We start from the raw sequence: 25,152 nt of genomic DNA, 5'->3' as shown, positions 1-25,152 counted from the left end.
GGTGATCCGAACGCGCCACCTCCTACGAATCCCATCAACGTGAGAGTCGGAGTCATCGGAGCAGGGGTCTCGGGGCTGGTTGCCGCGCATGAGCTGCATCGTGCGGGCCACCAGGTGGTGGTCTTCGAGGCCAATGCCTATGCGGGCGGGCACACGAACACGGTCGACATCGGCGCGCTCAGCGTCGACACCGGGTTCATCGTGTTCAACGACCGCAACTACCCCAACTTCCAGAAGATGCTCCGGAAGCTGGACGTCGCGACGCAGGCGAGCGACATGTCGTTCGGCGTGGGGGACGAGGACGGCGACTTCGAGTACGCCTCGACGTCGGCCAACGGGCTGTTCGCCAAGCGCGCGCACCTCGCCTCGCCGACCTTCCACCGCATGGTCCTGGACATCCGGCGCTTCCAGAGGGACGGCCGCGCGCTGCTGGACTCCGACGACGACCCGTCGCTGGCGCACTGGCTGCAGGACAACAAGTACTCCGAGGCCTTCGTGCAGCGCCTGATCGTCCCGCAGGCCGCGGCGGTCTGGAGCGCCGACCCGGACCAGATGTGGTCGTTCCCCGCGCGCTTCCTGGTCCAGTTCTTCAACAACCACGGGATGCTCGACCTCAAGGACCGCCCGCGCTGGCGCACGGTCACCGGCGGGTCGAAGCGCTACGTCGAGGCGCTCACGAGGCCGTTCGCCGACGCGATCCGCCTCAACACGCGCGTCACGTCCTTCACCCGCGACGACGACGGCGTGACGATCGACGGCGAGCGCTTCGACCACGCGGTCTTCGCCACCCACGCCGACCAGGCGCTGGCGATCCTCGGCGACGGCGCGACCGCGCCGGAGCGCGAGCTGCTCGGCGCGTTCCCTTATGCGCCCAACGAGGCGGTCCTGCACCACGACGTCGCGATGCTCCCGCGCCGCCGGCGCGCCTGGGCGTCGTGGAACTACCACCTGCTCGATCAGCAGACCGGCAAGCCGACCGTCACCTACCACATGAACCGTCTGCAGTCCCTACGAGACGGAGACCGCGAGTGGTGCGTGACGCTCAACCGCACCACGGCGATCGACCCCGAGAAGATCGTGCGCACGATCCAGTACGCGCACCCGGTCTTCACGACCGAAGGCATGCGCGCGCAGGAGCGCGTCGCCGAGATCAGCGGCGGGCGCTCCCGGACGCACTACGCCGGCGCCTATTGGGGCTGGGGCTTCCACGAGGACGGCGTCGTCAGCGGCCTGCGCGTCGCCCGCGAGCTGGGGGTCGGCCCGTCGTGACCGCCGCCGCGTCGCCCGTCCTCTACGCCGGGACCGTCCGGCACCGCCGCCGCGCGGTGCGCCGCCACACGATCCGCCACCGCGTGGCGATGGCGCTCGTGGACCTGGAGCGCCTCCCGGCGCCCGCCGCGCGCGGGCTGATCCGGTTCGACCCCGAGGACTACATGTCGGTCGCCGATGTCCGCACGCGGACCGGGATCGCGACCGGGCCGATCCGCTTGCTGACCTTGCCCCGAAGCCTCGGCAAGGCCTTCAACCCGGTGTCCTTCTACTACGCCTACAACAACGACGAGACGCTCGGCGCGGTCGTCGCCGAGGTGACCTCCACGCCCTGGGGCGAGCGCCACGCCTACGTGCTGGAGGCGAGCGACGGCGCGCGCGTGCACCGCGGCGACGACGACAAGGCGCTGCACGTCTCGCCGTTCCTGGGCATGGACCATCACTACTCCTGGGCCGCCACCGAGCCGCGCGCGACGCTGTCGGTGCACATCGCGCTCGACGATGCCTTCGACGCCACGCTCAACCTCGAGCGCAGGCCCTGGCGCACCCGCGCGCTGCTCGGCGCCTCGCTGCGCACGTTGTTCCTCATCTACGCCCACGCCGCGGTGCTCGCGCTCAAGCGCGTGCCCGTCCACCCCCGACCCACGGAGCCCACACCGTCGTGACCGAACGGATCGCCCGCCGGATCGCCCTCGCCGTCCTGAGCCGGATCGAAGAGGGTCGCCTGACGATCGTCGAAGGCGCAACGCGCACGACCTTCGGCAGCGACGCCGCGCCCGCGGCGATCGTCACGATCCGCGACCCGCGCGCCTGGAGCAAGCTCCTGCAGGGCTCGCGCGGCCTGGCCGAGGCCTACCGCGACAACTACTGGGACTCGCCGGACCTCGTAGCGGTGATCCGCGTCGGCGCCCGCAACGCGCGCCGCCTCGACGCGGTCCGCCGCCGCGCGACGCCGATCCGCGAGCCGTTCCAGCGCGCCCGCCAGGCGTTCCGGTCCAACACGCCGCGCCGCGCGCGCCGCGACATCGAGGCCCACTACGACCTCGGCAACGAGCTGTTCGGGCTGATGCTCGACGACACCATGATGTACTCGAGCGCCGTCTTCGCGACGCCGCAGACCAGCCTCCACGAGGCCGCGGTCGCCAAGTTGGACATGATCTGCGACAAGCTCGCGCTCGGCCCCGACGACCACGTGCTGGAGATCGGGACCGGCTGGGGCGGCTTCGCCACGCACGCCGCCGCCACGCGCGGCTGCCGCGTGACGACCACGACGATCAGCGCCGAGCAGCACGCGCACGCGGTCGAGCGAGTCAATGCCCTTGGGTTGCAGGACCGCGTGACCGTGCTCCAGGAGGACTACCGCGACCTCACGGGCCGCTACGACAAGCTCGTGTCGATCGAGATGATCGAGGCGGTGGGGTGGAAGGACTTCCCGACGTTCTTCCGCACGTGCAGCGACCTGCTCGAGGACGACGGCGCGATGCTCCTGCAGGCGATCGTCATGGACGACCGCGCCTACTCGGTCGAGCGCGCGTCGCGGTCGTTCATCCGCACGCTGATCTTCCCGAACGGGTGCCTGCCGTCGCGCGAGGTGATCGCCCGCTGCGTCGCGCGCGACACCGACCTGCACACCACGCACCTGGAGGACCTGACGCCGCACTACGCCGAGACGCTGCACCGCTGGCGCGCGAACTTCGACGACGCGGAGGAGAAGCTCCGCGGCCTCGGATACGACGACGCCTTCCAGCGCCTGTGGCGGTTGTACCTGGCCTACTGCGAGGCCGGCTTCGCCGAGCGCCGGATCGGCCTCGTCCAGACCGTCCTGGCCAAGCCGCGCTGGCGGCCCGAGGCCTGCGACCTCGGCGTCGGCGAGCTCGCGGCGGTGGCGCAGTGAAGCGCCCCGCGGTCACGGCGGTGCTCGCGCTCCGGGCGGTCTACGGCGTGGCGCTGATCGCCGCGCCCGAGCGGCTCGCACGCCGCTGGCTGGGCCCGAGCGCGGCGACCGGCCCGACGCAGGTCCCGCTGCGCGCGCTCGGCATGCGCGAGCTGCTGATCCACGGCGGCGCGCTCGTGGCGATCGCGACGAGCGACGCCGACCCCAAGCCGTTCCTGTACGCCTCGATCGCCGGCGACCTCTCCGACATCGCGGCGACGTTCGCCGCCCGCCGCGAGCTGCCGGGTGACGCGGTGCCCGCCACCGCGCTGGTCGCGGGTGCGTCGGCGGCGCTCAGCGCGGTCGTCGCGCGCACGGCCTGACGGCCGGACCGAGCCGACGCCGCCTTAACAAATAGACTCGGTCCGCGCATGAAGCCGTCGTCCCCACGGGTGGCTCTGGTCCACGACTTCCTGCTCGACCTGCGCGGGGGCGAGCGGGTGTTCCTCGCACTTTGCGAGCAGTTCCCCGATGCCGACATCTTCACGGCGGTCTACGACCCCAAGGGCACCGAGGGCCGCTTCGAGGACCGCAACGTCCACGCCTCGTTCCTGCAGAAGCTGCACCCGAACGCGAAGTCGTTCCGCAGGCTGCTGCCGCTGTACCCGTACGCGATGGAGGCGCTGGACCTCAGCGACTACGACCTTGTGCTGAGCAGCAGCAGCGCCTGGGCCCACGGCGTCCTGCCGTCCGAGGACGCGGTCCACGTCTGCTACTGCCACAACCCGTTCCGCTACGCCTGGAACGCGCGCGAGGCGACGCTGCGCGCCCAGAGCCCGGTCGTCCGGGCCGCGCTCGGCGTGGTGCTGCAGCGCTGGCGCCAGTGGGACTGGATCGCCGCGCAGCGCGTCGACCGCTACATCGCGAACTCCGAGACGACGCGCCGCCGGATCGCCCGCTACTTCACACGCGAGGCGAGCGTCGTCTACCCGCCGGTCGAGATCGAGCGCTTCCAGCCCGGCGAGGTCGGCGAGCACTACGCGGTCCTGTCGGAGCTGATGCCGCACAAGCGGATCGACCTCGCGGTCCGCGCCTTCAACGAGCTCGGCCGCCCGCTGGTCGTCATCGGCGACGGGCCGGACGCGCGCCGCCTGGAGCGGATGGCGGGCAGCAACGTGCGCTTCACCGGCCGCGTCAGCGACGCCGAGGTCGCGCGCCTGCTCGGCAGCGCGAAGGCGCTCGTCGTCACCGCGACCGAGGAGTTCGGGATCGCCGCCGTCGAGGCGCAGGCCGCCGGGCGCCCGGTCGTGGCGCTGGCCGAGGGCGGCGTGACGGAGTCCGTCCTCGAGGGCGAGACCGGCGTGTTCTACGACGAGGCGACGCCGGCCGCGCTGGCCGCGGCGGTCGCGGGCTTCGACCCGATGGCCGTCGACCCGGCGGCGTGCGTCGCCAACGCGCAGCGCTTCAGCCGTGCGGCGTTCGCCGCGGAGATCCGCGCGAACGTCGATGCGGCGCTCGCCGCCGGTCCCAGCCCGCGCGGCGACCGCAACCGCCCGGCGCGCGGGTTGGCGCTGGCCGGTCGCCGCGCCGCGTGACGGCTCGCACCGCTGTCGTCGTCCCGAACCGGGACGGGCTCCGCTGGCTGCCGGGGCTGCTCGACGCGTTGCGCGCGCAGACGCTCGCCGCCGAGCGGATCGTGATCGTCGACGACGGCTCGCGCGACGACTCCGTCGCGTGGCTGCGCGAGCACGCGCCCGACGCGATCGTGATCGCGCGCCCGCAGTCCGGCGGGTTCGCCGCGGCGGTCAACACCGGCATGGACGCGTGCGCGGACTGCGACTTCGTCGCGCTCGTCAACACCGACGTCGCGCTGGACCCGGACTGGCTGGCGCGGACCGCCGAGGTGTTGGAGGCCGCACCCGAAGCGGGGTCCGTGGCGTGCAAGATGGTGGGGATGGACGATCCCGGCCTGATCGACGACGCGGGCGACACGCTGCGCCGCGACGGCGTCTGCGAGCAGCGCGGGCGCGGGCGGCGCGACGCCGGGCAGTTCGACGCGGCCGGCGAGATCTGGGGCGCGTGCGCGGGCGCCGCGCTGTACCGGCGCCGCGCGGTCGTCGAGGTCGGCGGGTTCGACGCGTCCTACGGGATGTACCTGGAGGACGTCGACCTCGCGCTGCGGCTGCGGCTGGCGGGGTGGACGTGCCGCTACGAGCCGGCGGTCGCGCGCCACGCGGGCGCGGGGTCGGGCGCGCCGGTCGGCTACTGGGTCGCGCGCAACTCCCTGCTGTTGGCCGTGCGCTGGTTCCCGGCCGAGTGGGCGCCGTACGTCGCCTACCGCCAGGCGTCGTGGCTGGCCGACGCGGCGCGGCGGGGCCGGGCGCCGCTGCGCGAGCACCTGCGCGGGCTGCGCGCCGCGGTGCCCGAGCTGGGGCGCGTGTGGCGCGCGCGGCGCGGCGTCGGCGGGACGCAGCGCGCGGCGATGGAGCGCGCGGTGCCGGCGCGGCCGTGGCGGGGCCCGCTGGCCGGCGGGCATCCGGAGGCGGCGGAGTGAGGGCGATGGGCGAGCGGCGGATGCGGCGGCACCACCCGTTGAGCGACAACTTCTTCCGCGTCCACGTCGAGCTGACGTGGCAGCGCGTCCTCTTCCTGGCGGTCCTGGCCGCGCTGTGGGCGACGATCGACCTGCGCGCCGGGATCGGGCCCCACGACGAGGGGCTGATGCTCCAGTGGGGCCACCGGATCGCCGGCGGCGAGTGGCCGTACCGCGACTTCTGGGTCAACTACCTGCCGGGGTCGCCGCTGCTGCAGGCGGTGCTCGGCGACTCGCTCGTGACGTGGCGCGTGGTCCGGGCGGTCGTGTGCGGGGTGACGGCGGTCCTGGCGTACCTGCTGGTGCGGCGCGAGACGACCAACGACCGCTGGGCGCTCGCCGCGTGGGCGGGCGTGACCGCCGGGATGGCGTGGCCGCTGACGCCCGGGCCGACGGCGCCGTCGGTGATGTTCGCGTTCGCCGCGCTGCTCGGGGGCCGCAGGCGCCCGGGGCTGGCGGGCGCGCTGGCGGCGCTGGCGTTCCTGTTCCGGCCCGAGGTCGGCGTCGCTGCCGCGCTGGGCGCGTGGTGGCTGGGCGGGCGTGAGGCCGACGGGCGGCCTGCGCGGCTGTGGGCGTGGTTCGGCGGTGTGGCGTTGTTGGGGATGTTGCCGTTCCTGGTGGTGGCGCCGGGGGACTTCCTGTCGCAGACGTTCGGCTTCGCGTTCAGGCAGCACCTGCAGCACCTGCCGTTCCCGATCGCGCCGCACACCAGGGACCCCAACAAGGTGCTGGAGCGCGACTTCCCGGCGTTGTTGGTGGTCTTCACGGTGCTGTGGGCGGTCGCCTCGTGGCCCGCGCGGCGCGGCATGGCGCTGCTGCCGCTGATGGTCGTGGGGTTGTTGTACTTGTTGGCGCGCACCGACGAGTTCCACCTGGTGCCCTTGGCCGCGGTGCTGGCGATCGCGCTGGCCGCGGGCGCGGCGCGCGAGGTGCGGACGCCGTGGAAGATCGCGCTGGCGGTCGGGCTCGGCGTGATCGTCCTGCACGGCGCCGACCGGATGCTCGGGAAGGTCCAGGACGGGACGAACATGGCGGGCGTGAACCTGCCGGGCGTCAACGGCGTCCGGACCGACCAGGACGACGCGCACGCGCTGGAGGACCTCGCGACCGAGGCCAACAGGATCACGAAGCCCGGGTCCTACATGTTGAGCGCGCCGCCGCGCTATGACCGCGTGCGGGTGGGGGACACGTTGTTGTACACGTTGCTGCGCCGGGAGAACCCGACGCGCTACGACGTCGTCCAGCCCGGCGTCGTGACGACCGCGAAGGTCCAGCGCGAGATGGCCCGCGACCTCGAGCGCACGCAGACCCCGCTGGTCGTCCGCTGGGAGGCGCCGGTCGCCGAGCAGGCCGAGGACAACGGCTCCGGGAGGTCGTCGGGCGTCGACATCCTCGACGACTACATCGACACGCACTACAGCAGGGTCGGCCGCTACGGCGACTACCTATTGTTGAAGCGCCGCTGAGACGCGCTCGGAGAGCGCGAGGTACTGCTGGTAGACGCGGCCGTGGCTGATGTCGGCGGGGCGCTCCTGGATCTCGGCGATCGCGTCCTGGACGACCTCGCCGTCGACGAACTGCTCGCGCGTCAGGTCGACCTCGCTGCCGTCGGGCAGGCGGTTCCAGAAGTGCAGTCCCTGGCGCGTGCCGTCAGCGTGCAGGACCGTCGACCTGACGATGTCGCCGCCCGCATGGTCCTGGACGACGAGCGCGGTGACGTTGCACTGGCCGCGGGACGGGTTCTCCGGCGGCCACGGCGCGTCGGCGGGGTCGCAGCTGGCGGGCGACCAGCTGGCGCGGATCGCGGCTTCGAGGTCGGCGGGGAGCATGGCGCTCGATCCTAGGTGGCGATCAGGACGTGGAAGACCCTGAGGTGCCTGGGGCCCTCGGCGGGGCCGAGGCGGCGGTGGTCGGCGAGCGTCAGGCCGGCGGCCGCGAGTTGTTGTACGACGTCGTTGACCGGGCGCAGGTTGAAGCCGTAGGGCGTGAACGGCAGATCCCTCATGTGGTCGGGGTCGCCGATGCCGACGACCAGGCGGCCGCCGGGCTTCAGGACGCGGCGCAGCTCGGCGAAGGCAGGTTGTAGGTCTTCGATGAAGTAGATGGTGTTGGTCGTGACGATGCCGTCGAGGCTCGCGTCCGGCAGCGGCAGCGCGCTCATCGGCCCGGCGTGCAGCTGCAGGCGCCCGGAGGCCAGCGCGTTCCTGTAGGTCTTGCGCGCGGCGCGGAGCATGTCCTCGCTGATCTCCGCGCCGTGGATCGTCGCGGCGGGCGACTGCAGCAGCCGGGCGAGCCCGACCCCGCCGCCGAAGCCGACGTCGGCGACGACCTGCCCGTCGGCGACCTCCAGCGCGGCGACCGCGGCGTCGACCGCCTTGAGGTTGCGCTGGTTGATCCGCCGCGCGACGACCTTCCCGGCGAGGCCGCTCGGATGGCCGAGCTGCTTCGCGAGCCTGCGTTGGAACGCTGCGCGGAGGTCCATGCGCGCGACTCTACGTCCGGGCGCGGACGCGGACGCGGGCTAGGGCGTCAGCGCGACGTCGATGAAGAACGGGATCGGGTCCCAGTCGCGCGCGAACAGCACGGTCGACCGATCGTGCCGCAGGAACAGGACGGCGACGTCGCCCTCCCAGGCGATGCGCGTCCCTGCCGCGTCGATGGCGCGGACGATCGTGTGGGCGGGCGCTTCGGTCACCTCGGCCCAGGCGACCGAGCCGTGCTCGTCGACCGTCAGCGGTCCCGGCGTGCCGGCGGTCACGAGCGTGCGGCGCTCTCCGGCCGCGGCGTCGGCCGTCAGCAGGCGCGAGCCGGCCCACGCAGCGGCCCACGTCCCGGCGAGGACGACGTCGCGTGGCGCGGCCTCGGCGAGGTCGGTCACGACGCCGGAGGCGCGCAGGCAGACCGCGGTGCCGAGCGGCGTCCGCAGCAGGTCGACCAGCACGTTGCCGCCCACGCGTGCCCTCGCCGGGCAGCGGTCGCGCGGCGCCAGCGGCGTGCGACGGGGGTGGCCGCTGTGGCGCCAGGTCAGCGCGCCGCCGGTGAACGCCAGCCCGGTCATGTCGGCGCCCTCGTCCAGCAGGCGGGTGACGTCGCCGGGGACCGAGAGCAGGACGTCGGCCGTCACCATGCTGCCCTCGTACCACGCGACCGCGCCGCGCGGGCCGAGCGCGAAGACCGTGACGTCGTTGTAGTCGCGCGTGGAGCGCAGGACCCGGCTCCGCACGCGGTGCACCGCGTCGTCGATCACCGGGTCGTGGCCGGAGATCCTGTAGCCGAGCTCGGTGCCGCGCATCCGGACCGTGTCGAGCGACGGCAGCCCGGCGGGCAGGGGCGCCACCACGCGGCGCCTGCCGCTGGCCCGCGCGCAGCCGATCAGCCGCAACGTGGCGGCGGCCTGCGTGAGGGCGACGGCGGTCGCCGTGCGCGCCTCGACGCGCTCGCCCGCGCGCGGCGCGCAGCGATCGCGCTTCGGGGCGGCGGCGGCTGTCGCCGTTGCCGCCTGCGCGGTCCCGGCGAGCACGAGCGCGAGGAGCGTCAGGGCGAGGGCGATGGAGCGCATCGACCGCTCAGACGCCGCGCGCGCTCGGAAGTTACGCGGTGATGACGATCGGGTTGCCCTCGGTGATCACGAGCGTGTGCTCGGCGTGCGCGGACAGCGAGCCGTCGGCGGTCCGGACGATCCACTCGCCGTCCTCGACGACGTCGCCCTCGCCCGCGGCGATGATCGGCTCGATCGTCAGGACCAGCCCCTCGGTCAGGACCGGCGACGGGCCGGGCATCGCGACGCTGTAGACCGTCGGCTCCTCGTGGATCCTGCGGCCGATGCCGTGGCCGGTGAGCGAGTAGCAGACGCTGAAGCCGCGCTTCTCGACCTCGGCCTGCACGGCGATCCCGATGTCGTTGACGGTCGCGCCCGCGCGCGCCGAGGCCAGCCCCTTCTTCAGCGCCGACTCGGCCGCGCCGACGAGCTTGACCGCGCTCGGCTTGGCCCTGCCGACGACGACCGTCCGGCACGCGTCGGCGTAGTAGCCCTCCAGCTCGGCGGTGACGTCGAGCTTGACCAGGTCACCGTCCTTCAACCGCCGCGCGTTGGGCACGCCGTGCACGGCCTCGTCGTTGACCGAGATGCAGGTCCAGCCCGGGAAGTTGTAGTCCAACTGCGGCCCGGACCGCGCACCATGCGCCGTGAAGATCCGCTCGGCAGCAGCATCCAGCTCAGCCGTCGAGATCCCGGGCCGGACGAGCTTGCGCAGCTCGCGGATCGTCTGGGCGACCACACGGCCGGCAGCCTTCATGCCGGCGAGGTCCTCGGGCGTGTCGGTGGACATGCCCTCAGGCTAGATGGTTGCGAGGTGCAGTCCCGTCGTGGCCGCGGACGAGCACACCGGTCGCGTACCGGAATGAGCCGGGGATCAACGGTGTGCGGTCATGTGCGGTTAGTGGCGTTGCGTTTTTAGACGGACATGCATAGGATCGCCGCCCAATGCGGAGGATTGTCCTGAGCGGTGTGCTCGTCTCCTGTTGTCTGCTCCTTGTCGCTTGCGCCTCGTCATCGCGCAAGCCGGACGAGGCGGACACCGGCACGCAACGCCTGGTGGCCGCCGCCGATGGTGGCCGGCAGCCGACGAGCTCGCCTCGTGTCCGGCCGGCGTCGGCGCTCCCGAGCGTGCGGTCCGAGCATCGTGCTCGGACCCGTCGGGCGCCGAAGAAGCGCCAGCCAGACCGGAACGTCTCGGTGAGGCGGTCCGTGTCGGTTCGCACCGGTGAGGTCGCCTCCATGCCGGTGGGCACGGTGCGCACCCTGCCTGCGAAGGGGGGCGCTGCGAAGGCTGCGCTCGCCCAGGCGATCAAACAGGTCTCTCATCCGGAGTCGTCTCGACCGGTGGCGCGAACCGAGAGCTCGCTTGTTGCGATCGCCGCGTCGGTCACCACCACGGACGGGCAACCCCACCTGGGCGTTCGGCCGGCAAGTGCGGCGCCCGCCGGCTACGAGGAAACGTCGCTGCACCCCGGAGGCGGACGCCAGGTGACGCAGGGCGCCTCGGTCACGATCAAGTACGTGGCCTTCTCATGGGCCACCGGCCGGACGGTCGACAGCCTGTGGGACCTCGGTCCGCCGTTCTCCTTCACGGTCGGCTCGCAGCTGGTGGCGCCCGCGATCAACCGTGCAGTCGCCGGGATGCACGTCGGCGAGACGAAGCTCGTCGCGGCTCCGACGGCACTCGGGCCGTCGGCGATCCCCGGTGCGCCGATCGGCGCCGCCGAGAGCCAGCCACTGCTCTACGTCCTCAGCGTCGAGGACGTACGCGACCACGAACCCGAGATGCCCGACGCACCGTCGTCGTCGCCGCATTCCACCGATCAGCCCTGACCTGGAGCCAGACATGAACGTTTCCCGTCTTCGCGTGTCGGTCGTCGCCGCGTTCGCCTCGTTGCTGATCGCCTTGTGCGCAGCGAACGTTGCGGTCGCAGACACCAACATCACGCTCACCAGCGACCCGGTTCCGATCTCGTGGGGGCCGAACCACATCGACGTGTTCGCTCGCGGATCGGATGGGGCCCTGTGGCACCGAGCGTTCCTCGCCTCGTCGGGAGGCTGGGGCAACTGGGAGAGCCTCGGCGGGCAGATGACCGGCACCCCGTCGGTCATCTCCTGGAGTCCAGGACATCTCGACGTGTTCGTGCGCGGGACGGACGGAGGGCTGTACCACCGCTGGTTCACCGGTTCGGGCTGGTACGACTGGAGGCGGATCGGCACCTGGCAGATCGCGGGCAGCCCCTCCGCGATGACCTGGGGCTCAGGTCAGGTCGACGTGTTCGCTCGCGGTAACGACAACGCGCTCATCCACGCAGCGCTCGTCACGAGCATGGGGGATTGGGGCGACTTCACGTCGCTGGCGGGGAGCATCCAGGGCGACCCGCACTCGATCTCCTGGTACAGCGGCCACATCGACACGTTCGTCCGGGCCTGGGACAACACGCTGTTCCACAAATACTTCACGACGGCGGTCGGTTGGTCGGGCTGGGGCCAGCTCGGCACGACGCCGATCATCACCGAGCCGCAGCCGGTGACGTGGGGCAACGGCCAGATCGATGTGTTCGCCGAGGCCACGAACGGGGAGCTGATCCACAACAGCTTCCTTGCATCGCTCTGCGGCTGGTGCGGGTGGACCTCGCTCGGCGGAGGGCTGACGTCGGAGCCGCGCGCCATCTCGTGGACCTCAGGGCACGAGGAAGTGTTCGTGCGCGGGGGCGAGGGCAACCTCTGGCAGCGGTACTTCTTCAATGGCGGATGGTCGGATTGGGAGTCGCTCGGCCGGCCGGCCACCGGCTTCACGGGCAATCCTCGTCCGGTCACCTGGGGCTACGGGCACGTCGACGTCATGGCGCGCACGTCCGGTGGCGAGCTCGTTCATCGTGCGTTCCTGAACAGCAGCTGGTCCGATTGGCAGTCGCTCGGCATCCCGCACGTCGGCACGCCGACGAGCTGGCAGTACGGCGGTCCGGACCACTCGGTCAACACGACCGACGAACAGAGCGTGGTCGAGACGCTGCTCGAAGACGACGATCCGTCGGTCGCGGCGACGACCTGGTCAGGGCTCTCGCCGCTGGACCAAGCGGGAATGAACAACTACGATGCTGGCGGGATCCCGGTGCCGTCGTCATCGAACGACCAGCACGGAGGCGAAACTGCTGCGGAGGTCCCGGCCAACGCAGCCAGCACCGGACCTGATCCTACGTACGTCAACACGATCTCACTTGGCAACTGCGGCGGCGTTGGGTTCGATCGAGGCATCGTGCGTGATGCGCCACCCACCTATCCGGTTCCGCCTCCGTACACCGGCGCAAGTCGCCTGTCATGGAAGGTCAGCAAGCGAGAGCAAGTCGATGGACAATGGGCGAAGGCTGTCACCGTCGATATCCGCGTGTATCCCTGGCTGCAGCATCGACCAGGACTCGTGGTGGGCCTCGCAACTCAGACAGGCGTTCAGGTTGGCGCGACCAATCGAAAGTCGCCGTTCAAGACGTCGGTTCAGCGCGACGACCAGCAGAATCGATTCCCTAGAAAGCCGTTCTATTACCATCTGACGCAATGGGCGTTTGAAGGTCAGAACGTCTATATGCAGGGAACGACGATGTTTGGAGCACCACTCAAGTGGTATGACGCGGCGCAGGATAAGACCTTTGCCTGGGCGGGCGATTTCTATCCGACGCTTTCGAAGAACCTCTGGTACTCGTGCACCGCTTGACCGCCGAGATCGTCAGGGTGCAGGTGAGCCTTGCCGTGATCGGCCGGCGACTTCAGGCGACGCCTGCCTTCGAGATCCGGGAACCGGACGGGCAGCACCGCGTTTGGCGCGGAGGGACGCACGATGACGTCGCGTGCCTTGACATCGCCGGGCGGTGGGATCTGCGATGGATGTTGGACGCCTCGACCATCGACGCCGTCAAGGATCTGAAGGAGCATGGCGTAGACGCAGAGGTTCCCCTTGCTGGGACTCCGGTTGAGTTTCTCCCGACAGATGCTGAGGCGTCCCGTGTCATCGACCGGGTCGAGAAATGCCGGATCGGCCGCGCAGGCGCCGAGAGGCTTGGGTGACGCCGCGTCCCCACCCCGCGAGAAGCCGGCAATGGCGCGTAGAGTTCCGCGCCTGCGTTCTTTCGTCGTCCGCACCGCCATGGTCGTCTTCGCGATCGGACTCGTCGCCCTCGGCGTCGGTCGCACGCACGATCGCTCCGGCTGCAACGCGGGCGGCAGGCTCGCGTTCCAGGTCGGCAACGGCAAGCGGCCGGTCAGCGACGCGCCGCGGGCCGCCCAGAAGCTGCTGGACCACTGTCGCGGCGCCCAGCAGCTGACCAACGGCGTCAGCGCGCTCGTGCGCGTCAAGGCGACGGGCCCGGCGCAGGAGCTGGCCGACGCCGCCGTGCGCCGCGAACCCCAGCGCCGCGACTCCTGGCTCGCGCTCGCCGCCGTCGCGCGCCTGAAGGGCGATCAGGCCGCCAACCGGCGCGCGCTAGCCCGCGCGCGCCAGCTCGACCCGCTCAGCTTCCGCGCCAGCAGCTGACGCGTCGCCGCCGCCGGTCTTCTTCGGGCGCGGGTCCTTGAAGCGGAGGATCGGGCGCTCGAGCAAGTAGTAGGACAACGTTGCGGCCGTCGTCGCCACCGCGAACACGACGAGCGTGTACAGCACGAAGTCGCCGTGCGGCGTCCAGTTCTCGACGCGCGTCAGCTTGCCGGTCAGCGGGTGGTGCCAGAGGAAGATCCCGTAGGAGATCAGCCCGATCCAGGCGACCGGGCGCAGCGTCAGCAGCCGGTCCGGCACGCTGCCCGAACCTTCGATCCCGAGCATGATCGGCATCGCGAAGCACGTCGCCATGACGCCGTAGATGACGTGGCCGCCGACCCAGTCGAACGTCGTGTAGTCGGTCACCGACAGCACGGGCAGGCCGATCCGCGTGAGCAGCACCATGAGCGCCGCGGCGACGGCCCAGGGCAGCAACGGCCTGCGCACGACCAGGCGCAGGAACGCCGGCCGCTCGGCGACCGGAACCTGATGCCAGCGGGCGCTCACCAGCGCGAGGATCATCCCGAGCGCGAACCAGGAGAACGTGCCGGCGATCGTCGACGACACCGAGTCCGGCGACTTGTCGGCGAACGTCAACCCGCGCGTGACCTCCGAGGCCACGGCCAGGACGAGCAGCAGGCCGGTCTCGGCCAGCATCTGCGTCTTGACGCTGCGCCCGCGCAGCGTGCGCCAGAGCAGCAGGGCGTACACCGGCAGCAAGATGTAGAACTGGACCTCGACGCACAGCGACCACGCGGCCGTGATCCCGCCGCTGATCCACAGCGGGCGCAGGACCTGCAGGAAGCCGTAGTAGACCCACCAGTGGTCGGTGAAGACGTACGGCAGCCCGGGCCAGATCGCCAGGACCGTGAGCGCCAGCCAGTAGGCGGGCACGATGCGCAGGACGCGGCGGCGGGCGAAGCGCCGGATGCTCGGGACGCGCTCGCCGCGGTAGCGCGAGGCGACGAACGGGCGGTAGAGCAGGAAGCCCGAGATGATGAAGAACAACGCGACGCCAGAGTCCAGGCGCGCGGTGATCTGGCCCAGGAACCCGCGGCCGTTGAAGCCCGACAGGAACGCCGTGTGCGTGACGACCACGGCGCACACCGCGACAGCGCGGAGGCCGTCGATCGCGGGGAAGCGGGGGTTCCCGGGCGGCGGTGCGACCGCCGCCTCGCCTGCGTTGACCTGACTGACGCCCATCCGAAACGGCCACTCTACGCGTCGCCGCCGTCGTCCATAGGCTTCGGGTCATGCGCCGGCTCCCACGGTTCGAAGCACGACTCCTGGCGATCGCCGCGCTGGCCCTGTTCGTCCGCCTGCTCTACACCGGCCTGAACCGCAAGTACCCGGTGATCGGGGACGCCCTGACGTTCTACAAGGACGCGGCGCACCTCGCCAACGGCGAGGGGTTCCGCCGTGCGACCGAGAACATCCCGACGGCCGAGCACCCGCCGCTGCACATCGTGGTGCTGGCGACGATCGACAAGCTCGGCGGCTACGGCACGCTGGCCCAGAAGTTCGTCCTGTGCTTCGTCGGGACCGGGACGGTCGTCGCGATCGGCTACCTGGCGCGCCGCGTCGCCGGCCCGCGCGCGGGCCTGATCGCCGCCGGCATCGCCGCGATCTACCCGCTGCTCTGGGTGATCGACGGCTCGCTCATGAGCGAGACCGAGTACGCGCTGCTGATCACGCTGACGCTGCTGGCGGCCTACGGCTACCTCGACCGCCCGAGCTGGAAGCGCGCGGCGCTGCTCGGCGGCGCGATCACGCTGTGCGCGTACACGCGCGGCGAGGCGGTCGGGTTGCTGGTGATCCTCGTGCTGCCGCTGGCCTACCGCGCGCAGCCGACGTGGGGCGGGCGGCTGAAGATGGTCGCGGTGGTCTTCGCGACGTTCGCCGTGCTGCTGGCGCCGTGGCAGATCCGGAACTTCTCGACGTTCAAGGACCCGGTCTGGATCTCCGACAACGGCGAGGGCGTGTGGGTCGGTGCCAATTGCCATGGGTCGTACTACGGCAAGCTGACCGGCTCGTGGGACTACTCGTGCTTCGGGCATCGCGCAGCGGGCGACGAGTCCCAGTTCTCAGAGGATTACCGGCAACGCGGGATCCAGTACGCCAAGGACCACTCTGGCCGGATCCCGTACGTGATGCTGATCCGGCTGCTGCGCGAGTTCGACTTCTACCGGCCGCTGCAGTCCGCGATCCTGATGTCGACCGAGGGGCGGTCCTACGAGGTCGCCAAATGGGGCATCCGGGCCTACTGGCTGCTGTTGCCGTTCTCGATCGCCGGTGCGGTGCTGCTGCGCCGGAGACGCGACACGCTGGTGATCCTGATGGCTCCGGTGATCCTCGGGGTGGCCGTGGCCGCCGTCGTCTACGGCTCGACGCGGTTCCGCGTGATCATGGAGCCGGTGCTCGTCGTCCTCGGCGGCGTCGCGATGGACGCGTTGTGGTCGTGGATCGCCGCGCGGCGTCAGGCGCGGTCGCCGTCGGCGTCCGACGCCGCCAGCAGCGCGCCCGCCAGGGCGACGCCGACGAGCGTCAGGGCCGGCATCTCCCAGTCCCAGTCGATCGCGCCGTGGAACGCGTAGGCGCTCAGCGCCGCGATCGGGCCGGCGACCGTGGCGGCGCCGAGGTCGCGGATCGCGTCGCGTGACGCCAGCGCGATCCCGGCGCCCATCAAGACCAACAACAACCCGCCGACGATGCCGAGCTCGGCGAGCGTCTCGATCTCGAGTGAGTGCGCGTCCTGCGCGGGCTGGCGGACCGGGCGGTCCTCGAGCCAGCGGACCGCGAAGCCGCCCGCGCCGACGCCCTTGAGGGGATGGTCGGCGAACGTGTCGATCGCGACCTTCCAGTAGTGGTAGCGCGGCGAGTCGGTCGACGCCAGGCGGCTCGTCGAGGCGCCGAAGCGCGGGTCGCTGGAGGCTGACGGCGCGTCGCTGCCCGCGGCGACAGCCACCGGGACCACGAGCATCGCCGCGACCAGCAGCGCCGCGACCCAGCCGTGGTGGGGCGGCAGCGGCAGGCGCCCGAGCCGGGACGCGCCGACGCGCTCGTCGCGGCACGCCCACAGCTGCACGAACGCCGCCAGGCCCATCAGCGCCAGCAGCGCGACCAGGACGGCGAGGCCCTGCAGCGCGGGATGCGCGCCGTGCAGCGTCCGGACCGCGGGCGCCGCGGCGGCCACCGCGCAGCCGATGATCCCCGCCTCGACCGCGATCGCCGCCGCGCGCAGCTGCGTGTAGGACGGCGCGAGCGCCAGCAGGACGACGAGGCCCGCGGCCGTCGCGGCCAGCGCGCCGCGGCTGAACGTCAGGTAGATCGCGACCGCGAGCGGGACCGCCGCGGCGGCGGCCAGCGCCCGGTGCGGCGCAGGGCGCGTGTCGTCGCCGGCGATCCGCGCCGACAGCACGAAGCCGAGCGCGCCGAGCGCGCCCATCGCGTTCCAGTAGGTCAGCGGCTGGTCGAGGCGCCCGCCGGCGCTGATCGACGGCGCGGCGTGCACGACGTCCGGGATCAGCCGCCCGAGCAGGCCGTAGCCGACGACGACCAGCGCGCCCGCCGCCAGCGCCGGCTCGACCGCGCGCGGGACGTAGCGCAGCGTCGCGACCGCGACGACCAGCGCGCCGAGGTAGAGCGCGTCGCGCTCGAACGTCGCCCAGGCGTTGTCGTTCAGCGGCGCCCAGCGCGTCGACCACGCGGTCCAGGCCGTCAGCCCGGCGAACGCCAGCAGCGCGAGCTGCGCGTGGCGGTTGCGCGGCCACAGCGCGCGGACCGGCAGCAGCAGCGCACAGGCGGCCAGCAGCAGGCCCGTCAGCGCGAGCGCGACGTCGCGCGGTCCGTCGAAGTAGCCGCCCTTGAAGAAGGCCAGGACGGTGGGCGCGGCAAGGGCCAGCAGCGCCAGGCCCGCCGCGGCGGCAGGCCGCCGCGTGGTGGGGAGGGGCGAGCGCATCGGCGGTGCAGCCTATTCTTCGGCGCTGCATGCGGAGCCGCAGGGCCATTCCCCTCGCGGTCACCGTCCTTGCCTACGTGGTCGCCATCGTCCAGCGTCCGGGCGAGCTGGTGGCCGACACGAAGGTCAACTTGTACCTCGACCCAGGCCGGTTCCTGGGCGACGTCCTGTCGTTGTGGAGCCCGACGGTCGACCTCGGCCACGTCTGGGCCGGGCAGTACGCGGGCTACGCGTGGCCGATGGCGCCGTGGTTCTGGCTCGGCGACGAGCTCGGGATCCCGACGTGGCTCGTGCACCGGCTGTGGCTCGGGACGCTGCTCGCGCTGGCGGGCTGGGGCGTGGTCCGGCTGCTGGACGCCCTCCTCGGCCCGGAGCGCCGGCGCGGCGCGATGCACCTGGCCGCCGCTGTCCTGTTCGTCGTCAACCCCTACGTGGCGACCTACTTCGCGCGCCAGTCGATCGCGCTGCTGGCCTACGCGTCGCTGCCGTGGCTGCTGCTGTGCGTCCAGCGCGGCCTGCGCGAGCCGCGCGGCTGGCGCTGGCCGATCGCGTTCGCGCTCGTCCTCAGCAGCGCGGGCGGCGGCGTCAACGCCGGGCTGACCGGCTGGGTGCTGTTGGGGCCCTTGCTGCTCGTGTTGTACGGGTTGTGGCTGCGCGACGTGGCCTGGTCCGACGTCCGGTCGTTCCTGGTGCGGTTGGTCCCGGTCGCGGTCGTGGCGAACCTGTGGTGGGTCGTGCCGCTGGGGCTGGCCTCACGCGCGGCGCCGGACTTCCTGGCCTTCACCGAGCAGCCCGGGACGATCTGGGGCACGACCTCGCTGAGCGAGTCGATGCGTCTGCTCGGGTTCTGGGGGACGTACGTCGGGACCGGCTTCGGCGGCGCGCTGCGGCCCTACCAGGGCACCGGCCCGGTGTTGTTGTTGGCCTTGCCGGTGGTCCTGGCGGGGCTCGTGACGCCCGCGCTGTCGCTGAGCGCGTTCGTGGTCACCAAGCGCTGGCGCTACGCGCCGTTCTTCCTGGTGTTGACGCTCGCCGGGCTCGTCGTGATGACCGCCGGCTGGCCCGAGGGGACGCCGATGCGCCACCTCGTCACCGGCGTCTACTACCACGTGTCGCTGGTCCAATTCCTGCGCACGACCTACAAGGCGGGGGCCCTGACCGCGCTGGGCCTGGCCGGGCTCGGCGGCGCGGCGTTCGGCTACGCCTGGGCGCGCTGGCGCGGCGTGGCCGTCCGCGGCGGGATCGCGGGCGCGGCGGTCGCGTTGTTGGTGGTGTCGTGCTGGCCGCTGGTGACCGGCCGGGCGGTCGAGGGGCAGTTGCGGTTCAAGGTGCCGCCGGCCTACGACAAGCTCGCCGCCGATCTCGACAGGCGGCCGGACGCCACGCGCGCCGCGGTCTTCCCGGGCCAGCTGTTCGCGTTCTACAAGTGGGGCGGCACGGTCGACCCGGTGCTCCCGGCGCTGACCAAGCACATGGTGTCGGAGCGCTGGATCATCCCGTTCGCCGACCGGCGCTCGTCGGACCTGCAGTTCGGCGTCGACGCGCTGGTCACGCAGGAGCGCCTGACGCCGGGCCAGCTCCCGCCGTTGTTGTCGTTGATGGGCGTCGGCGACGTGGTCCTCGCCGCCGACGGCGACCGCGCCTACAGCGGTGAGATGCCGGCCGCCGACGCGGTCCGGGCGCTGAGCGGGCTCGGGAAGGCGGTGCCGTACGGCAGGACCGTGACGGCGCGCGGCGACGCCGGCTCGCTGGGCGGCGACGCGCGCGTCCCGCAGCTGCAGCGGATCCCGCTGAGGGGCAACTCGACCGTCCAGGTGCTCCCGCGCGGCAGCGAGCAGGTCGTCGACGGCGCGGCCGACGGGATCGAGTCGATGGCGTCGTTCGGCGCGCTCGACCCGCTGCGCGCGCTGGCCTACGGGCCGGACCTCGGTGCCGCCGGGATCCGCAGCGCCGAGCGCTCCGGCGCGTCGTTCGTGGTCGCCGACGGCAACCGGCGGCGCGCGTTCGTCGCGGCGCGCTCGCGCGGGCAGACCGGGCCGACGCTGACCGCGGGCAACGACATCTCCCAGGACGGCACGATCCTCGACCCGTTCGGCGCCGCCAGCGAGCCGGGCGCGGCGGCGCGCGAGACCGTCGCGGTCTACGGCGGCGGGATCACCGACGTCACCGCGCCCGCGTCGCCGCAGGTCACGCAGCTCCCCGACCAGCGGCCGTTCGCGGCGCTCGACGGCGACACGACCACCGCCTGGATCGCCGACCGCCACCTCGTCCCGGTCCGGCCGGACCTGACGGTCACGCTCGACCGGCCGCGCGACATCCAGACGATCGACCTGATGCCCTACGGCGACTCGCGCGGCCGGGTGCGCGCGGTCACGGTCAACGGCAGGCGCTTCCCCGTCAAGTCAGGGTGGAACCGGCTGAGCGTGAACCTGCGCGGCGCGCGGTCGGTCGTCGTGCACCTCGCCGACGTCACGCGGCCCAGGCACGGCAACGCGGGGGCGGGCGGGATCCGGGAGCTGTGGATCCCCGGCATCAGGGCGACCGAGTCGCTGCGCCCGCCGACCGACGTCGAGGACGCGCTGCGCGGGACCGACATCCAGCACAACGCGTTCTCCTACATCCTGAACCGCACGACCGCCGACGTGCCGTACGCGCGCGGCCGCTACACCGGCGAGCGCGGCGCGGGCGAGCTGCGCGACGCCACCGACCCGGAGGCGCAGCTGCGGCGGATCGTGACGCCGCCGGCGGCGCGCAACTACAAGGTCTCCGCCTGGGCGACCGTCGATCCGCGCACCGCGGACTCCGAGCTGGATCGCCTCACCGGCACGCCTGACCTGATCCACGCCGACTCCTCCTCGCGCTTCGAGAACCGCGGCCGCTACCGCGCGTCGGGGGCGTTCGACGCGGGCGGTGGGCGGGACTGGATCGGGCAGTGGATCCCGGGGCGCCCGGCGTGGGTCGCGTGGACCGCGGGCCGGACGGAGACCGTGCGGAGCTTCGCGCTGGTCCCGGCGCGCGCCGTCGTGCGCGAGCCGACGAAGGTCGCGCTGTCGGCGGGCGGCAGGCGGGTCGTGGCCAACGTCGGCTCCGGCGGCTTCGTGAAGCTCCCGCGCGCGGTGACCGGGCGGCGGTTCCGGCTCGACGTCCTCGCGGCGAAGTTCCCGGCGGGGACGCCCGCGCGTGACCGGCAGCGGCGCGCGGTGGGGATCGGCACGATCTCCGGTGTCGGGCCCAGCGTCCTCGGGCCGGAGCATGCGCGGTCGCGCGGCACGGTCGCGCTGCCGTGCGGGATCGCGAGCGTGAGGGTCGGCGCGCGGGACGTCCCGCTGGGCGGGCGCGTCGACCGCGCCGCGCTCGACGCCGGGCGGCCGCTGAGGCTGCGAGGCTGCGGCGGCGGCGTCGCGATCCCGGCGCGGGCGACGACGATCACGGGCGTAGCCGGGACGCCGTTGCGGGTCGACGCGCTGAGGCTCACCTCGGCCGCGCCCGCGCCGCGCGGCGGTGCCTCGTTCCAGCAGATCTCCGTCGTGTCCGACAGGACGCACGCGAGGATCTCCGAGTCCGGTCCCGCGTGGCTCGTCCTCGGCCAGTCCTACGACAAGCACTGGAAGGCGACCTGCGACGGGCGCGACCTCGGCGCGCCGGTGCCGATGCAGGGCTACGCGAACGCGTGGCCGATCCGGGACGCGTCGTGCAGGGTCGTGTTCACCTACGGGTTGCAGAGGGCGGCGAACGTGGCGTCGATCGTCTCGCTCGTCGCGTGCCTGTTGTTGTTGGTGCTGTTGCTGGCCGCGGCGTGGATCGCGCGCAAGCGCGTGAGCACGTTCGCGGTCGCCGACCTGCCGCTGCCGGAGGTGCCGCAGCCGCGGCCGCTGGGCCGCGCGATCCTCCTGGCGCTCGTGCCCGCGATCGTCGTGGCGGGCGGCTTCGGCCTGCGCGCGGGCGTCGTGGCGGGGCCGGTCCTGGTGCTGATCCTGTGGCGCGGGCTGCCGGACGTCCTGCTCGGGCGGATCGCGGCGGCGCTGCTGATCGTGGGCGTCCCGATCGCCTACGTCGTGGTCCAGATCACCCAGCACGAGCACCATCTGTCGGGCAACGACACCAAGTACCCGCTGGACCGGATCGCCGGGCACTGGATGACGCTGGCCGGGCTGCTGCTGCTCTCCGTCATCGCGTGGCGGCAGCTGGCGGCGGCGCGCAGGCGCGATCGCGTAGCGTCTGGGTCGTGAGCGCAGCCACCGCCGTCGACCTGCCCCGAGGACCCGAGCGCTACCGCACGCTCTGGCGCCTGTGGCGCAACGAGCGCGCCGATCCGGAGCCGTTCTACCGCCTGCTGGCCGCCTACGCCGTCGAGGACCTCGACAAGCACCACGGGCCGCTGACCGGGCAGACGCTCGCCGACCTCGGCTGCGGTCCGGGCTACTACACCGACGCGTTCCGGTCGTTCGGCGCGACGGTCATCCCGATCGACAACTCGACCGACGAGCTGGAGCTGGGCGGCACGCCGCCCGAGGGCTACGTGCTCGGCGACGCGGGGAACCTGCCGCTGGAGGACAGCTCGATCGACGGCGTGTTCTGCTCCAACATGCTCGAGCACACGCCGTCGGCGGTCCCGATCCTCACCGAGATCGAGCGCGTCCTGAAGCCCGGCGGCTGGGCCTACATCTCCTGGACCAACTGGTACTCGCCGTGGGGCGGCCACCTGATGGTGCCCTACCACTACCTCGGCCCGAAGCTCGGCCCCAAGTTGTACGTCAAGCGCCACGGCAAGCCCGACAAGCACATGTACGGCGAGACCCTCTGGGCCCGCCACATCGGCACGACGCTGCGCGAGACCCGCGAGCGCCCCCACCTCCGCATCACCGACGTGGAGCCCCGCTACTGGCCCTGGGCCAAGCCCGTCATGAAGGTCCCCGGCCTCCGCGAGCTGGTGGCCTGGAACTGCGTGATCCGCGTCGAGAAGGTCTAGGCGACCGGCTCGGCCGCCCGCGCCGGCCTGCGGACACGCAGGCCGAGCGTCAGGACGGCGCCGGCGGCGACGAACTGCAGGCCGAGCACGACGGTCGCGTAGGAGAGCAGGGTGAAGTTGCCCGCCGAGAGCAGGAAGGGCTCGACGATCGCGACGACGCCGAGGACCCAGACGAACTTCAGCTCGCCCAAGGCCACCATGTACTGCACGGTCAGGTAGGCGACGGCCAGCAGCGTCATCGCGACGCCGAGGACCGGCAGCGCGTCGGACGCGAGCGTCAGGTCGGGCCCGAAGGCGACCTTCATCAGGAAGTGCGGGATCAGCGCGAAGATGATCAGCGCGGGCGTCGCCACGGCGGCCAGGACAGCCAGCGCGCGCAGCAGCGCGGGGCGGGGGTCGAGGCCGGCAGCGGCGCGGCGGGTCGCCTCGGGCAGCAGCTGCAGGCCGACGCCGATCGCCACCCAGACCACCGACTTCGCGGCCACCGCCGCGGCGGCGTAGGAGCCGGACGAGTCGCCGCTGAACCTGTGGCGCCCGACGATCACGTCCACGTTCTGCAGCACGGCCAGCAGCAGCAGCCCGACGATCGGGATCCAGTTGTCGCCGATCAGCCCGAGCAGCGGCCGGGCGGCCGTCGCGGCCTGCTCGCGGTCGTCGTCGGTCTCGGTCCCCAGCTGCTTGGCGATCACGCGCGACAGCCACAGCGCCATCGCCACGAAGGCCAGCGGGTTGCCGAGGTAGGCGCCGGTGACGCCGAGCCCGACCGCGAACAGCACGACCGCGAAGACGACCCGGCCGAGCGCCTCGCCGATGATCGACAGGCCCACGGCGCCGTAGCCGCGCAGGCCCTGCAGGATCCCGCGCTGCAAGGACAACAACAACCACAGCGACCCCGTCGCGGGCAGCCACGCGACCGCCCACGGGTGGTCGCCGACGCCGAGCACGTCGGCCAGCGGCTGGCGGATGACGATCCCGAAGACCATCAACACGACAGTGGCGACGACGAGCTGCCTGGTCCAGCGCTCCAGCGTCGCGCGCATCCTCCCGCCGGTCCCGAGGTGGCCGAGCGTCGACTCGCGCGCCGCCGCGACCTGGATCGACTGCCCGCCGACCATCAGGATCAGGAAGCCCGAGATGATCGCGGCCAGCGCGCCGTAGTCGTCGGCGCCGAGCAGGCGCGTGAACAGCACGACGAAGATCAGCTGGATCGCGTTGTTCAGCAGCGTCGCCGCCGCCAGGCCGGCGGCCGCGCCGGTCTCCGAGCGGCGCAGCGAATCGCGCAGACGCGAGCGCTGCTCGCCGGCGACGCGGTCCAGGACCTCCAGGTTGGCCTGCGCGGTCGCGTCCCACGTGAAGCCGCGGGCGCGGGCGCGCGCCGCCTCGCCGAGCTCGTCGCGCCGCTGCGGCGAGGCCACGAGCGCGTGGACCTTCTCCGCCAGCTCCTCGGGCTCGTGCGCGAGCAGGCCGGTCTGCTCGTCGACGATCGACTCCGGCAGCCCGCCGACGGCCATCGCCGCGCTCGGCGTCCCGGCGCCCGCGGCCTCCATGACCGTCAGGCACCAGCCCTCGGCGCTCGACGCCGTGAGGTTGACCCAGGCGCGGGCGTACAGCTCGCGCTTCTCCTCCTCGGAGACGAACCCGTGCAGCGTCACGCGGTCTTCCAATCCGCGCGCGGCGATCTCCGCCTCGAGGACCGGCCGGTGGTCGCCCTCGCCGGCGACCTCGAGCTTGGCGTCCGGGAGCCCCTCGAGGACGTCGAGCAGGATCTCCAGCCGCTTGTACTGCTTCAGGCGCCCGAGGTAGAGCAGCGTCGGCGTCTCGTCGCGCCTCGTCTCGACGAACGAGTCGGCCTCGACGCCGAGGTAGGCGACGTGGATCCGGTCGGCCGGGATGCCCAAGGCCACCATGTCGCGCCGGGCGGAGTCCGAGATCGTCAGGAACGGGTGGTGGCGGTACAGCGTCGCCAGCGGCAGCCGCTCGGCCAGCAGCGCGGCCAGGCGCCCGCGCTTGCCCATCTCGGCGACGTAGTGGTCTTGGTGGACGTGGTGGACCAGCGTCACGCGCGGCGCGCGCGTCCACCACCACAGCGGGGTGAAGAACGCGATGCCGTTGACGACCTCCAGGACCACGTCCGCATCGCGCCCGACCCCGCGCAGCGACGCGAGCGCGGCGCGCGGGAACACGGTCATCCGGCCGCCCATGCGGTGGATCTCCAGCCCGGGCGCGGGGCGGGAGACCGGCTCGGCGCCGGGGTAGGAGCCGGCGATGACCGTGACGCGGTGGCCCCACGCGATCCAGCGTGAGACCTGCCCGTACAGGTTGGTGCCGGTGCCGCCGCCCTGGGGGTGCGTCCAGTCGCGGTCGGTCAGCAGCAGGATGTGGCGTGGGGATTCGGCGTGGGGCACCTGCCGCGCAAAGCTACCT

General features: G+C 72.5%; 21 protein-coding genes. 14 read left to right on the top strand and 7 right to left on the bottom strand.

Features of this window, described 5'->3' with window-relative positions; genetic code table 11:
- Positions 1–39: 39 nt before the first annotated feature.
- From H030_RS35250 to H030_RS35225, 7 genes are read left to right on the top strand one after another with little or no spacing between them, the layout of a single operon-like run.
- Positions 40–1,269 carry an NAD(P)/FAD-dependent oxidoreductase gene (locus tag H030_RS35250; RefSeq protein ID WP_035129802.1) on the top strand — a complete coding sequence of 410 codons (1,230 nt, stop codon included), beginning with the start codon at positions 40–42 and terminating at the stop codon, positions 1,267–1,269.
- Positions 1,266–1,934 carry a DUF1365 domain-containing protein gene (locus H030_RS35245; RefSeq protein ID WP_035129800.1) on the top strand — a complete coding sequence of 223 codons (669 nt, stop codon included), beginning with the start codon at positions 1,266–1,268 and terminating at the stop codon, positions 1,932–1,934. The genes H030_RS35250 and H030_RS35245 overlap by 4 nt, the downstream gene beginning before the upstream one ends.
- Positions 1,931–3,163, top strand: a complete 1,233-nt coding sequence (locus tag H030_RS35240; protein ID WP_035129795.1) for an SAM-dependent methyltransferase — start codon at positions 1,931–1,933, stop codon at positions 3,161–3,163. Before H030_RS35245 ends, H030_RS35240 begins: the two co-directional genes overlap by 4 nt.
- Entirely contained in the window at positions 3,160–3,525 is a 366-nt protein-coding gene (locus tag H030_RS0125595; protein ID WP_027008225.1) for a hypothetical protein, read from the top strand. The genes H030_RS35240 and H030_RS0125595 overlap by 4 nt, the downstream gene beginning before the upstream one ends.
- Positions 3,526–3,573: 48 nt before the next feature.
- A complete protein-coding gene (locus H030_RS35235; RefSeq protein WP_081691170.1) occupies positions 3,574–4,737 on the top strand; it encodes a glycosyltransferase in 1,164 nt (387 codons plus the stop codon).
- On the top strand, positions 4,734–5,696 hold the full coding sequence (locus H030_RS37930) for a glycosyltransferase family 2 protein (protein ID WP_051223752.1): 963 nt from the start codon (positions 4,734–4,736) through the stop codon (positions 5,694–5,696). Before H030_RS35235 ends, H030_RS37930 begins: the two co-directional genes overlap by 4 nt.
- Positions 5,697–5,701: 5 nt before the next feature.
- Positions 5,702–7,201 carry a hypothetical protein gene (locus H030_RS35225; RefSeq protein WP_035129793.1) on the top strand — a complete coding sequence of 500 codons (1,500 nt, stop codon included), beginning with the start codon at positions 5,702–5,704 and terminating at the stop codon, positions 7,199–7,201.
- Here the strand turns inward: H030_RS35225 and H030_RS35220 are convergent.
- From H030_RS35220 to map, 4 genes are read right to left on the bottom strand one after another with little or no spacing between them, the layout of a single operon-like run.
- Positions 7,181–7,564 carry a YunG family protein gene (locus tag H030_RS35220; protein ID WP_035129791.1) on the bottom strand — a complete coding sequence of 128 codons (384 nt, stop codon included), beginning with the start codon at positions 7,562–7,564 and terminating at the stop codon, positions 7,181–7,183. The two genes, H030_RS35225 and H030_RS35220, sit on opposite strands and share 21 nt — an antisense overlap.
- Before the next feature lie 11 nt (positions 7,565–7,575).
- A complete protein-coding gene (locus H030_RS0125570) occupies positions 7,576–8,217 on the bottom strand; it encodes a class I SAM-dependent methyltransferase (protein ID WP_027008224.1) in 642 nt (213 codons plus the stop codon).
- A 39-nt stretch (positions 8,218–8,256) separates the two neighbouring features.
- Positions 8,257–9,294, bottom strand: coding sequence for a hypothetical protein (locus tag H030_RS0125565; RefSeq protein ID WP_027008223.1), 1,038 nt, complete (start codon positions 9,292–9,294; stop codon positions 8,257–8,259).
- Positions 9,295–9,325: 31 nt separating this feature from the next.
- Positions 9,326–10,063: a type I methionyl aminopeptidase gene (map, locus tag H030_RS0125560; protein ID WP_027008222.1), complete on the bottom strand. Its 738-nt coding sequence runs from the start codon at positions 10,061–10,063 to the stop codon at positions 9,326–9,328.
- A 449-nt stretch (positions 10,064–10,512) separates the two neighbouring features.
- Here map and H030_RS38670 point away from each other — a divergent pair, with 449 nt between their 5' ends.
- The 4 genes from H030_RS38670 (at position 10,513) to H030_RS0125540 (ending at position 13,801) form a co-directional block, all read left to right on the top strand.
- The gene (locus tag H030_RS38670; RefSeq protein ID WP_196809273.1) at positions 10,513–11,106 is read left to right on the top strand and encodes an FKBP-type peptidyl-prolyl cis-trans isomerase; all 594 of its coding nucleotides are present in this window, start codon (positions 10,513–10,515) and stop codon (positions 11,104–11,106) included.
- Between the two features lie 34 nt (positions 11,107–11,140).
- Positions 11,141–12,985 carry a hypothetical protein gene (locus H030_RS37925; protein WP_051223751.1) on the top strand — a complete coding sequence of 615 codons (1,845 nt, stop codon included), beginning with the start codon at positions 11,141–11,143 and terminating at the stop codon, positions 12,983–12,985.
- Positions 12,982–13,335, top strand: a complete 354-nt coding sequence (locus tag H030_RS0125545) for a hypothetical protein (protein ID WP_155892274.1) — start codon at positions 12,982–12,984, stop codon at positions 13,333–13,335. Before H030_RS37925 ends, H030_RS0125545 begins: the two co-directional genes overlap by 4 nt.
- Positions 13,336–13,414: 79 nt before the next feature.
- Complete coding sequence (locus tag H030_RS0125540; RefSeq protein ID WP_027008219.1) at positions 13,415–13,801, top strand: hypothetical protein; 387 nt, start codon at positions 13,415–13,417, stop codon at positions 13,799–13,801.
- Here H030_RS0125540 and H030_RS0125535 read toward each other — a convergent pair.
- Complete coding sequence (locus H030_RS0125535; protein WP_027008218.1) at positions 13,751–15,004, bottom strand: acyltransferase family protein; 1,254 nt, start codon at positions 15,002–15,004, stop codon at positions 13,751–13,753. The two genes, H030_RS0125540 and H030_RS0125535, sit on opposite strands and share 51 nt — an antisense overlap.
- A gap of 50 nt (positions 15,005–15,054) precedes the next feature.
- On the opposite strand from H030_RS0125535, the gene H030_RS38665 reads away from it, so the two are divergent.
- Positions 15,055–16,395 carry a glycosyltransferase family 39 protein gene (locus H030_RS38665; RefSeq protein WP_027008217.1) on the top strand — a complete coding sequence of 447 codons (1,341 nt, stop codon included), beginning with the start codon at positions 15,055–15,057 and terminating at the stop codon, positions 16,393–16,395.
- Here the strand turns inward: H030_RS38665 and H030_RS0125525 are convergent.
- Positions 16,278–17,759, bottom strand: a complete 1,482-nt coding sequence (locus tag H030_RS0125525) for an O-antigen ligase family protein (RefSeq protein ID WP_027008216.1) — start codon at positions 17,757–17,759, stop codon at positions 16,278–16,280. The two genes, H030_RS38665 and H030_RS0125525, sit on opposite strands and share 118 nt — an antisense overlap.
- Positions 17,760–17,836: 77 nt before the next feature.
- On the opposite strand from H030_RS0125525, the gene H030_RS0125520 reads away from it, so the two are divergent.
- Both H030_RS0125520 and H030_RS39895 read left to right on the top strand, forming a co-directional pair.
- On the top strand, positions 17,837–21,988 hold the full coding sequence (locus H030_RS0125520; RefSeq protein ID WP_027008215.1) for an alpha-(1->3)-arabinofuranosyltransferase domain-containing protein: 4,152 nt from the start codon (positions 17,837–17,839) through the stop codon (positions 21,986–21,988).
- Positions 21,985–22,728: a class I SAM-dependent methyltransferase gene (locus tag H030_RS39895; RefSeq protein WP_051223750.1), complete on the top strand. Its 744-nt coding sequence runs from the start codon at positions 21,985–21,987 to the stop codon at positions 22,726–22,728. The genes H030_RS0125520 and H030_RS39895 overlap by 4 nt, the downstream gene beginning before the upstream one ends.
- Here H030_RS39895 and H030_RS37920 read toward each other — a convergent pair.
- Entirely contained in the window at positions 22,725–25,133 is a 2,409-nt protein-coding gene (locus H030_RS37920) for a glycosyltransferase (RefSeq protein WP_051223749.1), read from the bottom strand. The two genes, H030_RS39895 and H030_RS37920, sit on opposite strands and share 4 nt — an antisense overlap.
- Positions 25,134–25,152: the final 19 nt, after the last annotated feature.

The sequence above is a fragment of the Conexibacter woesei Iso977N genome (assembly GCF_000424625.1).
GTDB lineage: Bacteria > Actinomycetota > Thermoleophilia > Solirubrobacterales > Solirubrobacteraceae > Baekduia > Baekduia woesei_A.
This window is presented reverse-complemented; position numbering and strand designations above follow the sequence as displayed.

Coding starts and splice junctions, on each gene's coding strand:
- H030_RS38665 (WP_027008217.1), top strand. CDS start 15,055: ATGCGCCGGCTCCCACGGTTCGAAGCACGACTCCTGGCGATCGCCGCG.
- map (WP_027008222.1), bottom strand. CDS start 10,063: ATGTCCACCGACACGCCCGAGGACCTCGCCGGCATGAAGGCTGCCGGC.
- H030_RS0125540 (WP_027008219.1), top strand. CDS start 13,415: ATGGTCGTCTTCGCGATCGGACTCGTCGCCCTCGGCGTCGGTCGCACG.
- H030_RS35235 (WP_081691170.1), top strand. CDS start 3,574: ATGAAGCCGTCGTCCCCACGGGTGGCTCTGGTCCACGACTTCCTGCTC.
- H030_RS35225 (WP_035129793.1), top strand. CDS start 5,702: ATGGGCGAGCGGCGGATGCGGCGGCACCACCCGTTGAGCGACAACTTC.
- H030_RS0125525 (WP_027008216.1), bottom strand. CDS start 17,759: ATGCGCTCGCCCCTCCCCACCACGCGGCGGCCTGCCGCCGCGGCGGGC.
- H030_RS35220 (WP_035129791.1), bottom strand. CDS start 7,564: ATGCTCCCCGCCGACCTCGAAGCCGCGATCCGCGCCAGCTGGTCGCCC.
- H030_RS0125570 (WP_027008224.1), bottom strand. CDS start 8,217: ATGGACCTCCGCGCAGCGTTCCAACGCAGGCTCGCGAAGCAGCTCGGC.
- H030_RS0125535 (WP_027008218.1), bottom strand. CDS start 15,004: ATGGGCGTCAGTCAGGTCAACGCAGGCGAGGCGGCGGTCGCACCGCCG.
- H030_RS0125565 (WP_027008223.1), bottom strand. CDS start 9,294: ATGCGCTCCATCGCCCTCGCCCTGACGCTCCTCGCGCTCGTGCTCGCC.
- H030_RS38670 (WP_196809273.1), top strand. CDS start 10,513: ATGCCGGTGGGCACGGTGCGCACCCTGCCTGCGAAGGGGGGCGCTGCG.